Origin of the sequence: Pseudomonas sp. MIS38 (assembly GCF_019891575.1) — a bacterium.
Lineage (GTDB): Bacteria > Pseudomonadota > Gammaproteobacteria > Pseudomonadales > Pseudomonadaceae > Aquipseudomonas > Aquipseudomonas putida_A.
This window is the reverse complement of the sequence record NZ_JAFLXF010000005.1, coordinates 128,336-141,945: the sequence shown is the minus strand read 5'-3', so window position 1 is coordinate 141,945 and position 13,610 is coordinate 128,336. Positions and strand designations below refer to the sequence as shown.

Genomic DNA, 13,610 nt, shown 5'->3' with positions numbered 1-13,610 from the left:
CCCTTATTGGCTGGAAACGGAAGACGATTTGCCGGCGGCGTCAGCGCTGGAGGCCGGCGCGGCGGGGTAGAAAAACATCACCAGCGCCAGCACCAGATAGATCAGGTACGCACCGAGAGTGCTGACGGTCGGCGCATCCTGATACCCGAACATGCCGGCCAGCACCGAACCCAGCGGGCCGTCCATCGGCAGTGTCGCGCTGAAGTCGAACAGCACGGTTTGCAGGTGATTCCACACGCCCGCTTCATGCAGGGCTTGCACCGAGTTGGCGAGGATCCCGGCGGCGACCACCAGAATGAACAACCCGGTCCACTTGAAGAACGCCGACAGGTTCAGGCGCATGCTGCCGCTGTAGATCAGGAAGCCGACAACAATCGCCAGCACCAGGCCGAGCAGGGCACCGATCGGCGCGCCCGGGCCTTCGCTCTGCTGGAACACGGCGAGCAGGAAGAACACGGTTTCCAGCCCTTCGCGAGCCACGGCGAAGAACACCATGGCGATCAGCGCGATTACCTGATGCTTTGACGAAGTCAGGGCGTGATCCAGCGAGGCTTGCAGCGAATGCTTGATCGAACGCGCGACCTTGCGCATCCAGAACACCATCGAGCTGAGAATGCCCACCGCGACCAGTCCGACAATGCCTTCAAACAACTCCTGCTGTTTCTGTGGGAATTCGGCGCTCACCAGTTCCAGACCACCACCGACCAGCAGCGCCAGAGCGGCGGCGAGGAAGACGCCGATCCACACTGCCGGCATCCACTGGCCACGACCGGTCTGTTGCAGGTAGCTGGCGATGATGCCAACGATCAGCGCGGCTTCAATGCCTTCGCGCAGCATGATCAGAAAGGGAACGAGCATTGCGGCAACCACGAGTGATTTAGATAGGTGGCTAAGTTGTAACATAATGACACTCATTCCCAAATGGGGATGGTTGACATTTACCTGAACATTCGCTGAACGGCACCTATCTTGGCCTTGCTCAGATCCAATTGTGGGAGCGGGCTTGCTCGCGAAGGCGGCGCGTCAGTCGATAAGGATGTTGCTGACACATCGCCTTCGCGAGCAAGCGCGCTCCCACAGGGGATTCGTGCTGAATTCGCATCCTGCGTTAAGATGCCCCTCACTCGAAAACAACAAGGCCTGCCTCGCTCCATGTCGGAAAAAGACACCATCGCCGTGCAACTGGTGCGTGAAGCGCTGCTGCAAAGTTGTGCCCCGGACGTGGCCACGGATGAAGTCTTGAACAAGGTCGGAATTGCTCCGGCCCTGCTGCACAGCGAGCAAGGTCGGGTGCCTGCCTCGCAATACGCTAGACTCTGGCGCTTGCTGGCCCGGCGCGGCGATGACGAGTTCTTCGGCATGGATCCGCGTCGGCTAAAGTCCGGCAGCCTTGAGTTCCTTTGCCGCAGCGCCATGACGCAACCGACGCTGGCCGCCGGCCTGGGCATGGGCCTGAATTTCCTCTCCTTGATGCTGGAAAAAATGCCCGCGCAATTGGCGCATCAGCAGAGCCTGGCGGAAATCGTCCTGCTCGAAGACGATCCCGAGCCGCGCCGGGCGTTTACCTATTTCACCTACTGGATGATCGTCCACGGCGTGGCCTGTTGGCTGGCGGGGCGGCGGATTCCGATTCTGGCGATCGAACTGCGCTGCGCCGAGCCGGATTTCTGCGACGACTACCGGGTTATGTTCTCGGAAAACCTGCGCTTCGAGCGTCCGCGCACGCGGATGATCTTTGCTGCTGATTGTCTCGATCTGCCGATCAAGCGTACGGCCGAAGAACTGAAACGCTTTCTGGCCCATGCGCCGGCGAATATTCTGGTGAAATACCGCGACCCGGAAAGCCTGGCCAGCCAGATCAAACAGGACCTGCGGCAGCTACCCGCAGAACAGTGGCCGGAGACCGAGGCGCTGGCGCAGCAACTGTGCATGTCCGCCTCGACCCTGCGCCGGCGATTGTCCGAGGAGGGGCAGACCTATCAGGGGCTGAAGGACAGCGTGCGCAAGGAACTGGCAATCAGCTGGCTGGCGGAGCCGTCGATCAGCTTCGTCGAAATCGCGACGCGGCTGGGGTTTGCCGATGCGAGTTCGTTCTACAAGGCGTTTCGCAAATGGTCGGGGTCCAATCCTGGGCATTACCGCACGCTGATCCTCAACGAAGCCGTCTGATCCGGATTGTCAGTCGCCTGATCGGGCCTCTTCGGGAGCAAGCCCCCTCCCATATTTGAAATGCATTCTTCCTGTGATTGCAGCCTTTCTGGTTTTCACAGGTGGAGCATTCTTTGAAATGCAATCTTCTGTGATTGCAGCTTTCACAGTGATCCCCCCTTTGCAATGCAATTCCCTTGTGGGAGGGGGCTTGCTCCCGAAGGCGCCAGTCCAGGCGGCACATCTCTGGAATCTTGGCCAAACCAATCAGCCAGATTGACAGCTTTGACCATTGCCGCTTCAGCGCCGCAGCGCGACTATCCCTGTGTTGTTTACGGTTCCCAGCCTAATAAAAACACCGAGGGATTCTGGCAATGCGCGATTACTTGTCTGCCACCGAACAGTTCAACTATCAGCACACCGTGGACGCTGCGCTCAGCGGCACGCTGGAGGCGCTCAACGCCTGCGTCGAATGTTGCGACCGCCACGCCTTGCCGGGGCGCATTGCGTTGTTCTGGGAGGGCCGCGACGGCGCGAGTGCCACGTACACCTTCAGCGAGCTGCAAGACCAAGCCGCGCGTTTCGCCAATTTCCTTCGCGAACAAGGCGTGCAAAAGGGCGACAAGGTCGCCGGTCTGCTGCCACGCAACATCGAGTTGCTCATCACCGTGTTCGCCACCTGGCGCATCGGCGCGGTGTATCAGCCGTTGTTCACCGCATTCGGCCCCAAGGCCATCGAACATCGCCTGAACAGTTCCGGCGCCAAAGTGGTAGTCACCGACGCGGTCAACCGGCCGAAGCTCGCTGAAGTCAGCGATTGCCCGACCATCGTCACCGTCGGCGGCGCCAAGGGCCAGGGCATCGTCCGTGGCGATTTCAGTTTCTGGGCCGAGCTGGCCAACTATTCCAGCGTTTGCGAGCCGGTACTGCTGACGGGCGAGGACCCGTTCCTGCTGATGTTCACCTCGGGCACCACCGGCCCGTCGAAAGCACTGTCGGTGCCGCTCAAGGCGATCGTCGCGTTCCAGAGCTACACCCGCGACGCGGTGGATCTGCGTCCTGAAGATTCGTTCTGGAACGTCGCCGATCCGGGCTGGGCCTACGGCATCTATTTCGGCGTCACCGGCCCTATGTCGATGGGGCACCCGATCACCTTTTACGATGGCCCGTTCACCCTCGAAAGCACCTGCCGGGTGATCAACAAATACGCCATCACCAACCTCACAGGTTCGCCGACCGCGTACCGCTTGTTGATTGCCGGCGGCAACGAGTTCGCCAAGTCGATCAAGGGCAAGCTGCGCATCGTCAGCAGCGCTGGCGAGCCGCTGAACCCGGAAGTGATCCGCTGGTTCGCCGACAACCTCGGCGTAGTCATTCACGACCATTACGGCCAGACCGAACTGGGCATGGTCCTGTGCAACCACCACGGCCTGGAACACCCGATCCACCTCGGTGCCGCCGGTTTCGCCTCGCCGGGCCATCGCATCGTGGTGCTCGACGAGCACTACAACGAGCTCGGTGTCGGTCAGCCGGGCATTCTCGCCATCGACCGCACCCAGTCGCCGATGTGCTGGTTCGGCGGCTACGAGGGCGTGCCGACCAAAGCCTTCGTCGGCGATTACTACCTCAGCGGCGACACGGTGGAATGGAACCCGGACGGCAGCATCAGCTTCGTCGGGCGCAGTGATGACGTGATCACCACTTCCGGCTACCGCGTCGGCCCGTTCGACGTCGAAAGCGCGCTGATCGAACACCCGGCGGTGGTCGAAGCCGCCGTGGTCGGCAAGCCGGATCCGGAGCGCACCGAACTGGTCAAGGCCTTCGTCGTACTCAACCCGCAATACCGCGCCGAACCGGCGCTGGCCGAAGAGCTGCGGCAACACGTGCGCAAACGTCTGGCCGCGCATTCGTACCCGCGTGAAATCGAATTTGTCAGCGAATTGCCGAAAACCCCAAGCGGCAAATTGCAGCGCTTTATCTTGCGCAACCAGGAAATCGCCAAGGCTCAAGAGGCTGCGGCGCACAACGTTTCAGCTTGAATCAGGAAGTCAGTCATGCAGATCGAGAACAAGGTTTTTATCGTCACCGGCGGCGCCTCCGGCCTGGGTGCGGCCAGCGCTGAGTTGCTGGTCAACGCCGGCGCCAAAGTGATGCTGGTGGACATGAACGCCGAAGCCGTTGCCGCTCAGGCCCAGCGCCTCGGCGCGCAAAGCGTCGTCGCCGACATCAGCAATGAAGCCGCTGCCGAAGCCGCCGTGCAGGGCACGCTCAAAGCCTTTGGCAGCCTCAACGGTCTGGTCAACTGCGCCGGTATCGTCCGTGGCGAAAAGATCCTCGGCAAGAACGGCCCGCATGCTCTGGCCAGTTTTGCCCAAGTGATCAACGTCAACCTGATCGGCAGCTTCAACATGTTGCGACTGGCGGCTGCGGCCATCGCCGAGAGCGAAGCCAATGCCGATGGCGAGCGCGGGGTAATCATCAACACCGCCTCGGTCGCTGCGTTCGACGGCCAGATCGGTCAGGCCGCGTATTCCGCCTCCAAAGGCGCGATCGCCAGCCTGACCCTGCCGGCCGCCCGCGAACTGGCACGCTTCGGCATCCGCGTGATGACCATCGCCCCGGGCATTTTCGAAACCCCGATGATGGCCGGCATGACCCCGGAAGTGCGCGAGTCGCTGGCCGCCGGCGTACCGTTCCCGCCGCGTCTTGGCAAACCTGCCGAGTACGCCGCGCTGGTTCGGCATATCATCGAAAACAGCATGCTCAATGGTGAGGTGATCCGTCTCGACGGCGCCTTGCGCATGGCCGCCAAGTAAGGAGGATTTGTCATGACTAGTTCCAACGATCCGATTGTTATCGTCAGCGCTGTCCGCACCCCGATGGGCGGTTTTCAGGGCGAACTGAAAAGCCTCACCGCGCCGCAACTCGGTGCTGCCGCGATCAAGGCAGCGGTTGAACGCGCAGGCGTTGCCAGCGACGCGGTTGATGAAGTGTTGTTCGGTTGCGTATTGCCGGCCGGCCTCGGTCAGGCGCCGGCGCGGCAGGCGGCACTGGGTGCCGGGCTGGATAAATCGACACGCTGCACCACCGTCAACAAAATGTGCGGCTCGGGCATGGAAACCACCATTCTCGCCCACGACATGCTGCTGGCCGGCAGCGCCGATGTGGTGATCGCCGGCGGTATGGAAAGCATGTCCAACTCGCCATACTTGCTCGACCGTGCTCGCGCCGGTTACCGCATGGGCCATGGCCGGGTGCTCGACTCGATGTTCCTCGACGGCCTCGAAGACGCCTACGACAAGGGCCGTCTGATGGGCACCTTCGCCGAAGACTGCGCCGAAACCAACGACTTCAGCCGCGAAGCCCAGGATGCGTTTGCCATCGCTTCGACCACTCGGGCCCAACAGGCGATCAAAGACGGCAGCTTCAAGGCCGAGATCGTGCCGCTGACCGTGACCGTCGGCAAAGAACAGGTGCTGATCAGCAACGACGAGCAGCCGCCGAAAGCCAAACTGGACAAGGTTGCCTCGCTGAAACCGGCATTCCGCGACGGCGGCACGGTAACCGCGGCCAACTCCAGCTCGATCTCCGATGGCGCGGCGGCGCTGGTGCTGATGCGCCAGTCGCAAGCGCAGAAACTCGGACTGAAACCGCTGGCGGTGATTCACGGTCATGCGGCGTTTGCCGACACGCCGGGCCTGTTCCCGGTGGCACCGATTGGCGCGATCAAGAAGCTGGTGAAGAAGACCGGTTGGGCGTTGAACGAGGTCGATCTGTTCGAAATCAACGAAGCGTTCGCGGTGGTGGCGATGGCGGCGATGACCCACCTGGAAATCCCCCACGACAAGCTCAACGTGCACGGCGGCGCCTGCGCGCTGGGCCATCCGATCGGTGCCTCGGGTGCGCGGATTCTGGTGACCTTGCTCTCGGCCCTGCGCCAGAAAAACCTGAAACGCGGGATCGCGGCGATCTGCATCGGCGGCGGCGAAGCCACGGCGATGGCCGTGGAATGCATCTACTGAGGCCAACGCCCTTTCTCCCTGTGGGAGGGGGCTTGCTCCCGAAGGCGGTGTGTCATTCAGAAATTGTCTGACTGACACGGCCAATTCGGGAGCAAGCCCCCTCCCACAATGAATAGGCGGTGCGACTTGAATTTAAGGATTCACTATGATTCCCAACGAAGACCAAACCCAGATCCGCGACATGGCCCGGCAGTTCGCCGAGGAACGGCTGAAACCGTTCGCCGCTGAGTGGGATCGCGAGCATCGTTTCCCCAAGGAAGCCATCGGCGAGATGGCCGAACTGGGCTTCTTCGGCATGCTGGTGCCGGAGCAGTGGGGCGGCTGTGACACCGGCTACCTGGCGTACGCCATGGCCCTGGAAGAAATCGCCGCCGGCGACGGCGCCTGCTCGACCATCATGAGCGTGCACAACTCGGTGGGCTGCGTGCCGATTCTCAAGTTCGGCAACGACGACCAGCGCGAACGCTTCCTCAAACCGTTGGCCAGCGGCGCCATGCTCGGCGCCTTCGCCTTGACCGAACCGCAGGCCGGTTCCGACGCCAGTAGCCTGAAAACCCGCGCACGGTTGGAAGGTGATCATTACGTGCTGAACGGCTGCAAACAGTTCATCACTTCCGGGCAGAACGCCGGGATCGTGATCGTGTTTGCGGTGACCGATCCGAGTGCCGGCAAACGCGGGATCACGGCGTTCATCGTGCCCACCGATTCGCCGGGCTATAAAGTCGCGCGGGTCGAAGACAAGCTCGGCCAGCACGCGTCGGACACCTGCCAGATTCTGTTTGAAGACGTGAAGGTGCCGGTCGCCAACCGCTTGGGTGAGGAGGGCGAAGGCTACAAGATTGCCTTGGCCAACCTCGAAGGTGGACGCGTCGGCATCGCTTCGCAAGCGGTGGGCATGGCCCGTGCCGCGTTCGAAGCGGCCCGCGATTACGCCCGTGAGCGCGACACTTTCGGCAAACCAATCATCGAGCACCAGGCCGTGGCCTTCCGTCTCGCCGACATGGCCACGCAGATCGTCGTTGCCCGGCAAATGGTGCATTACGCCGCTGCCCTGCGTGACAGCGGTCAGCCGGCGCTGGTCGAGGCTTCGATGGCCAAACTGTTCGCCTCGGAAATGGCCGAGAAGGTCTGCTCGATGGCGTTGCAGACGCTGGGCGGTTACGGTTACCTCAACGACTTCCCGCTGGAGCGCATCTACCGCGACGTGCGCGTGTGCCAGATCTACGAAGGCACCAGCGACATTCAGCGCATGGTTATTTCGCGCAATCTCTGACAAGGAATCTTGCCCATGACTTACGAAACGATTCTGCTGGAAAACCACGGCCGCGTCGGCCTGATCACCCTCAACCGCCCACAGGCGCTGAACGCCCTGAACGCGCAACTGGTCAGCGAAGTGAACCATGCCCTCGATGGTCTGGAAGCGGATGCGAACATCGGTTGCATCGTCATCACCGGTTCGAAGAAAGCCTTCGCCGCCGGCGCCGACATCAAGGAAATGGCCGAACTGACCTATCCGCAGATCTACATGGATGATCTGTTCAGCGACAGCGACCGTGTGGCCAACCGCCGTAAGCCGATCATTGCTGCGGTCAACGGTTTCGCCCTCGGTGGCGGCTGCGAACTGGCGCTGATGTGCGACTTCATCCTGGCCGGTGACAACGCCAAATTCGGTCAGCCGGAAATCAACCTCGGCGTGCTCCCGGGCATGGGCGGCACCCAGCGCCTGACCCGCGCGGTGGGTAAGGCCAAGGCCATGGAAATGTGCCTCAGCGGGCGGATGATCGATGCGGTGGAAGCCGAACGCTGCGGCATCGTTGCGCGGATCGTGCCGAGTGATGAACTGCTCGACGAGGCGCTGAAAGTCGCCGCAGTGATCGCCAGCAAGTCGTTGCCGATTGCGATGATGATCAAGGAAAGCGTCAACCGCGCCTTTGAGGTCAACCTGACTGAAGGCGTGCGCTTCGAACGCCGGGTGTTCCATGCGGCGTTTGCCACCCAGGATCAGAAGGAAGGCATGGCGGCGTTTGTGGCCAAGCGGACGCCGGAGTTTCAGGGCAAGTAATGCGCTGACCTAATTGACGCCTTCGCGAGCAAGCCCGCTCCCACATGGGATTTGTGTACGACGCAGATCCAATGTGGGAGCGGGCTTGCTCGCGAAGCTTTTGGCGTTACAACTGATAGTTCTTCAGCTCCCGCGCAATTACCATCCGCTGAATCTCGCTCGACCCCTCGTAGATCTGGGTAATCCGCGCATCGCGGTAGTACTTCTCGACCGGATAGTCCTCCAGATACCCATACCCGCCATGAATCTGAATCGCCGAGGAGCAGACCTTTTCGGCCATTTCCGAGGCGAACAGTTTGGCCTGTGAGGCCTCCGACAGGCACGGTTTGCCCGCCGTGCGCAGGCGCGCCGCATGCAGGATCATCAGTCGCGCCGCGTTGATTTGCATGTGCATGTCGGCCAGCAGGTTGGCGATGCTCTGGTGTTCGTTGATCGGCTTGCCGAACTGGATGCGATCGCGGGAATACACCAGCGCCGCTTCAAACGCGGCCCGGGCGATGCCCAAGGCTTGCGCGGCGATGCCGATGCGGCCGCCTTCGAGGTTGGACAGGGCAATCGCCAGACCCTTGCCGCGCTCGCCGAGCAGATTGGCCTCGGGAATGCTGCAGTTGTTCAGGGTCACCGCGCAGGTGTCGGAGGCGCGGATGCCCATCTTGTGTTCGGTGCGATCGACGATGAAACCCGCAGTATCGGTGGGCACCAGGAACGCGGAAATGCCTTTCTTGCCCAGATCCGGATCGGTCACCGCAAACACGATCGCCAGTTTCGCCCGTTTGCCATTGCTGACGAATTGCTTGGCGCCGTTGATCACCCACTGGCCGTCGCGCAGTTCGGCGCGGGTGCGCAGGTTGTGCGCTTCGGAGCCGGCCTGCGGTTCGGTGAGGCAGAAGCAGCCAATCGTCTGGCCACTGGCGAGATCCGCCAGCCAGGTCTTTTTCTGTTCTTCGCTGCCGTAATTCAATACCGGCCCGCAGCCCACCGAGTTGTGGATGCTCATGAACGCACCGGTGGCGCCGTCGCCGGCAGAAATCTCTTCCACCGCCAGCGCATAGGCCACGTAATCGACGTAAGTGCCGCCCCATTCCTCGGGCACCACCATGCCGAGCAAACCGAGTTCGCCCATCTTCGCCACCAGTGTGTCGTCGATCCAGCCGGCCTTTTCCCAGGCTTGCGCATGCGGCGCGATTTCGCCACGGGCGAAGTCTCGGGCCATGTCGCGGATCATCACTTGTTCTTCAGTCAGTTCGAGATCGTGCATGGCTCAGCTCCCGCTCTCAGTAAAACCGTGAAAGAAACTCGCGACATGCCCGGCGTCCAGCGCAGCAAGGGTCGGCGGGTTCCAGCGTGGTGTCTTGTCTTTGTCGATCAGCAGGGCGCGCACGCCCTCGATCAGGTCGCCGCGTTCGAACCACTGGCGATCCAGATGCAGTTCGAGGGCGAAACAGTGTTCCAGGCTCAGGTGCCGACCGCGCCGGAGCATCTCCAGGGTCACGGCCATCGCCAGTGGCGAGCGGGTCTCCAGCAGGTCAGCGGTGCTCGTCGCCCACTCGTGGCTGTCGGCGACGGTGACCGCGCGCAGTTGCTCGACGATGCTCGGTACGTCCGGCAGGGCGAAGAAATGGTCGATGGCCGGGCGCAGTTTCTCCAGCGGCGCATCGGCGAGGGTTTGCACGCCGTTTTTGGCGAGCAGGCCCTGCAGATCCTTGAGCGGCGTGTCGCGCCATTCCAGGTGATCGAGTTGTTCGTCGAGGCTCGACAATTTGCTGCTGTCGACAAACCAGTCGGCCAGCCCGCAGTACAACGCATCGGCCGCGCGAATCTGCACGCCGCTGACGCCCAGATAGATCCCCAGTTCACCGGGAATCCGTGAGAGGAAATAGCTGCCGCCGACATCGGGGAAATAACCGATTGCCACTTCCGGCATCGCCAGACGACTCTTTTCGGTGACCACCCGCAGATCGGCACCTTGGACCAGGCCCATGCCGCCGCCGAGGACGAAACCGTCCATCAAGGCCAGCACCGGTTTGCGGTAATGATGAAGCGTCAGGTCGAGGGCGTATTCCTCGACGAAGAAATCTTCGTGCAGCGTGTCGCCGCTTTTGAAGCTGTCGTACAGCGAACGGATATCGCCACCGGCACAGAACGCCTTCTCACCGGCACCGCGCAGCACCACGGCGTGCACGCTGGCGTCAGTCGCCCAGGCATCGAGTTGCTGCTGCAACTGACGAACCATGTCGAGGGTGATGGCGTTGAGACCGGCGGGGCGGTTGAGGGTCAGGTGACCGATGTGATTGCGAACCTCGGCCAGCACTTCGTCTGGCGTGGCATCCATGGACGGCGTCCGCGGGGATGAAGCCTGAGCAGTCATCACTAACTCCCTGCTTTTATTGTCTTTATTCGAGAAGCTCGCGCGCGAGCGTTGACGGATCGTAACAGTGCAAATTTGCCGTGTACAACCGGGATATGTGCAGGGGGAGTTTGCGTTTTTGCAGCAGGTTGAGGATTGCCATTGTGGCGAGGGAGCTTGCTCTCGCCGGGTTGCGAAGCGGCCCGACACCGCGGGTTTACGACTGCTGCGCAGCCGAGCGGGAGCAAGCTCCCTCGCCACAATGATGCAGGTGGTTATCGGGTGAAGACTTCGCCGATGCTGCGCCGTTTGGCATGCAGTTCGCTGGCATGAATCAACTGTTCGAGGTCTTCAGGGGTGACGTCGATAAACGCTTCCATGTCGGCCAATGCCAGTTTCAAATCCTCAGCGGTAATTGCCTGGCTATCGACGGGAGCCAGCAGCGGCGCTGGCTCGGCCGGGCGTTTCGGATAGCGGATGCGCGTCAGGGCGTTGTAGGCCAGCGCGCTGAGCAGCATGCACGCGGCGGCGAGCATCACCGGTTCCATGGCTTTCCAGTCCATGGCGATGGTGGCCGGATCGGCCAGTACCAGCGTCAGCGCCAGTGCGCCGGCCGGCGGATGCAGGCAACGCAGCCAGCACATCAGGATCAGCGCCATGCCCGCCGCCAGGCAGGCGCTTCCCAAGGTGCGACCGAGGACGTGGGCCACCAGCAGCGCGACCACGCTGGCGCACAGGTAGCCGCCGATGATCGACCAGGGTTGCGCGAGTGCGCCGGAAGACACGGCAAACAGCAACACGGCCGAGGCGCCCAACGGCCCGATCAGGTGGTACGCGACCTCGATGCCGAACACCTGACTGCACGCCCAGACGCTGAACAAGGTGCCCAGCGCCATGCCGATCGCGGCGCGGCTCCATTCGGTGGGGCGGGTGTTGATGGCGGCGGGCAACCAGCGAGCGAGCATGTGAATCGGGTCCTTGCAGTAAATTCGGGGCAAAAAAAAGGACTTGTCCGTTTCGGAAAGTCCTCGAAGCGTTCCAACTATTGGGGGAGGAACGCGCACAGTGTGCCGTGCAAAGTCGATGCTGACAAATTCATATAAATGCTGCTTCAGTGCATTATTTTTGAATTATCGCCACGCGGCGTCCGCTGACAAAACACAAATACCCACCCAGCCCCGCCAGAGCGCTCAGGGCGTAGAACATGCTCGGCGCCGGCGTGTGCATCAGCAGGAACCCGCACATCACCGGACTCAGCGCACCGCCCAGTGCCGCGAGGTTCTGCGCACCGTAGTAACTGCCGCGCAGCTCTTCGGGAGCGAGGGTGTCGACGAAGAGGAAATCCGCCGGATAGATGATCATCTCGCCGAGGGTGAAGATGAACATCGCCACGCACCAGCCGACCAGACTGTCGGCCATGCTGAAACCGATCAGGCCGACGATGAACAACGCGGTGCCGCCGGCAATCCAGAACCGCAGGTGCTCGCGCTTGAGAAAGCGCCCGATCTGGTATTGCAGCAGGATCACCGTGATCGCGTTGCAGGCGAGCAGGGCGGCCATGGTGTCGAGGGTCTGCTCCTGCGTGTGGGTCACCAGCAGATACTGCGACAGGTACAGGGTGAAGCGCCCGTGAACCAGGGTGCTGAGCAAGCAACCGAGGGTAAACAGGATCATCGTGCGGTCGTTTTTCAGGATGATCAGCGTCTTCAGGAAGCTCTGCGGCTGGCTCGCCTGCGACAGCGGGCTGACCTCGCGAGAGACGCCCAGCAGCAGGAAAACGCTGCCAGCGGCAATTAGCCCCGCGACGATAAACGGCGCTGAAGGCTGAACCCCAGCAATTACCACGCCGATCATCGGGCCGACGGCGTAGCCAATATTGGTCAGCGTGTAGTTCAGCGAAAACGCCTTGACCCGCTGGCCCACCGGCAGGTTTTCACTGAGCATCGCTTTGGAGCAGATCAGGAACAGCGCAGAGGCGGTTTCACTGATGATCAACACCAGCGTGACCAGGTACAGATTCTGCGCGAAGGTCAGCAGCATCAGGCCGACACCGCTGGAGAGCATGGTCAGGATCAACAGCTGACGCTTGTCGAGGCGATCGATGATGTAGCCGCCGTACAGTGACAACAGCGTGGCACTGAACACGGCGATGCCCAACAGCAGACCGACATCCTGTGGGTTGAGGCCCAGTTTGTTGCTGAGAAACAAGGTCAGCAGCGGACTGATCAGGGCACGGCTGATGACGATGCTCAGCGAGGTGATCATCAGTCGGCGGATGAGGCGGGAGTAGGTGGCCACGAGGAGATCAATGTCCTTATTTCAGAATGCGCGGGTGAGCCTTGCCATCCTCACCGGGTCGCGCTCGGCGGTCAACCTGACACACCGCAAATCCGTGTGGGAGCGGGCTTGCTCGCGAAGGGGCCGGCACATCCAGCATCGTTATCAGCGGGCACACCGCCTTCGCGAGCAAGCCCGCTCCCACAGAGGGGATTGGCGGTGTTATCAATCGAGGGGCAGGAGCATGGCGCAGCGTCGCTCGGCGGCAAAGCCATGCTCGATTTCTTTCTGCAGAGCATCGAGCAAATGCGCTTCGTGCTCACCGGGTGCGACTTCCACAAACCCCTTCCGCTGATAAAACGGCGCATTCCACGGCACGTCGCGAAACGTGGTCAGGGTCACGGCGTGCATCTGCTCACGGCGGGCATGTTCAATCGCGGCCAGCAGCAGTTGACGGCCCACGCTCTGACCCTGAAACACCAGGCCGACGGACAGTTCCTCAATGTGCAGTTGGTTGCCAACATCCAGCGCGCGGATAAACCCTGCCAGTTGCGCCGAGGTGGTTTCGGCGACCCAGACGTAGGCATTGTCGATGGCTTGGCGGTGTTGCGCGGCGCTGGCCACGTCGGTGTCGGCAAGCCAGGCGAGGGTCGGATCTGTGCGAAACAGCTCGGCGGCCGAGCGTTCGATGGCGGGGAGGGCGGCGGCATCATTCTGCCGCGCCCGGCGTACAACAAAACTCATGGTAAAAATC

At 61.8% G+C, this 13,610-nt stretch carries 12 protein-coding genes; 6 read left to right on the top strand and 6 right to left on the bottom strand.

Features of this window, described 5'->3' with window-relative positions; all coding sequences use genetic code 11:
- Positions 1–3 precede the first annotated feature (3 nt).
- Positions 4–858: an iron uptake transporter permease EfeU gene (gene efeU / locus J1G18_RS08620; RefSeq protein ID WP_027611967.1), complete on the bottom strand. Its 855-nt coding sequence runs from the start codon at positions 856–858 to the stop codon at positions 4–6.
- Between the two features lie 294 nt (positions 859–1,152).
- On the opposite strand from efeU, the gene J1G18_RS08615 reads away from it, so the two are divergent.
- The 6 genes from J1G18_RS08615 (at position 1,153) to J1G18_RS08590 (ending at position 8,232) form a co-directional block, all read left to right on the top strand.
- On the top strand, positions 1,153–2,169 hold the full coding sequence (locus J1G18_RS08615; protein WP_223007477.1) for an AraC family transcriptional regulator: 1,017 nt from the start codon (positions 1,153–1,155) through the stop codon (positions 2,167–2,169).
- A 353-nt stretch (positions 2,170–2,522) separates the two neighbouring features.
- Positions 2,523–4,187 (top strand): AMP-binding protein, encoded by a 1,665-nt coding sequence (locus J1G18_RS08610; protein WP_223007476.1) that lies wholly within the window; start codon positions 2,523–2,525, stop codon positions 4,185–4,187.
- A 15-nt stretch (positions 4,188–4,202) separates the two neighbouring features.
- Positions 4,203–4,964 carry an SDR family NAD(P)-dependent oxidoreductase gene (locus J1G18_RS08605; protein WP_223007475.1) on the top strand — a complete coding sequence of 254 codons (762 nt, stop codon included), beginning with the start codon at positions 4,203–4,205 and terminating at the stop codon, positions 4,962–4,964.
- Between the two features lie 12 nt (positions 4,965–4,976).
- The gene (locus tag J1G18_RS08600) at positions 4,977–6,170 is read left to right on the top strand and encodes an acetyl-CoA C-acyltransferase (RefSeq protein WP_223007474.1); all 1,194 of its coding nucleotides are present in this window, start codon (positions 4,977–4,979) and stop codon (positions 6,168–6,170) included.
- A 145-nt stretch (positions 6,171–6,315) separates the two neighbouring features.
- Complete coding sequence (locus J1G18_RS08595; protein ID WP_223007473.1) at positions 6,316–7,443, top strand: acyl-CoA dehydrogenase; 1,128 nt, start codon at positions 6,316–6,318, stop codon at positions 7,441–7,443.
- 15 nt (positions 7,444–7,458) lie between these two features.
- On the top strand, positions 7,459–8,232 hold the full coding sequence (locus J1G18_RS08590; protein WP_098963986.1) for an enoyl-CoA hydratase: 774 nt from the start codon (positions 7,459–7,461) through the stop codon (positions 8,230–8,232).
- Between the two features lie 106 nt (positions 8,233–8,338).
- Here J1G18_RS08590 and J1G18_RS08585 read toward each other — a convergent pair whose 3' ends face one another.
- From J1G18_RS08585 to J1G18_RS08565, 5 genes are all read right to left on the bottom strand, one after another.
- Positions 8,339–9,490, bottom strand: a complete 1,152-nt coding sequence (locus tag J1G18_RS08585) for an acyl-CoA dehydrogenase family protein (protein WP_134786342.1) — start codon at positions 9,488–9,490, stop codon at positions 8,339–8,341.
- Between the two features lie 3 nt (positions 9,491–9,493).
- Entirely contained in the window at positions 9,494–10,600 is a 1,107-nt protein-coding gene (locus tag J1G18_RS08580) for an enoyl-CoA hydratase/isomerase family protein (protein WP_223007472.1), read from the bottom strand.
- Positions 10,601–10,854: 254 nt separating this feature from the next.
- On the bottom strand, positions 10,855–11,544 hold the full coding sequence (locus J1G18_RS08575; protein ID WP_223007471.1) for an HPP family protein: 690 nt from the start codon (positions 11,542–11,544) through the stop codon (positions 10,855–10,857).
- 154 nt (positions 11,545–11,698) lie between these two features.
- Positions 11,699–12,877, bottom strand: coding sequence for an MFS transporter (locus J1G18_RS08570; RefSeq protein WP_135295777.1), 1,179 nt, complete (start codon positions 12,875–12,877; stop codon positions 11,699–11,701).
- A gap of 204 nt (positions 12,878–13,081) precedes the next feature.
- Complete coding sequence (locus J1G18_RS08565) at positions 13,082–13,600, bottom strand: GNAT family N-acetyltransferase (protein WP_223007470.1); 519 nt, start codon at positions 13,598–13,600, stop codon at positions 13,082–13,084.
- Between the last annotated feature and the right edge of the window lie 10 nt (positions 13,601–13,610).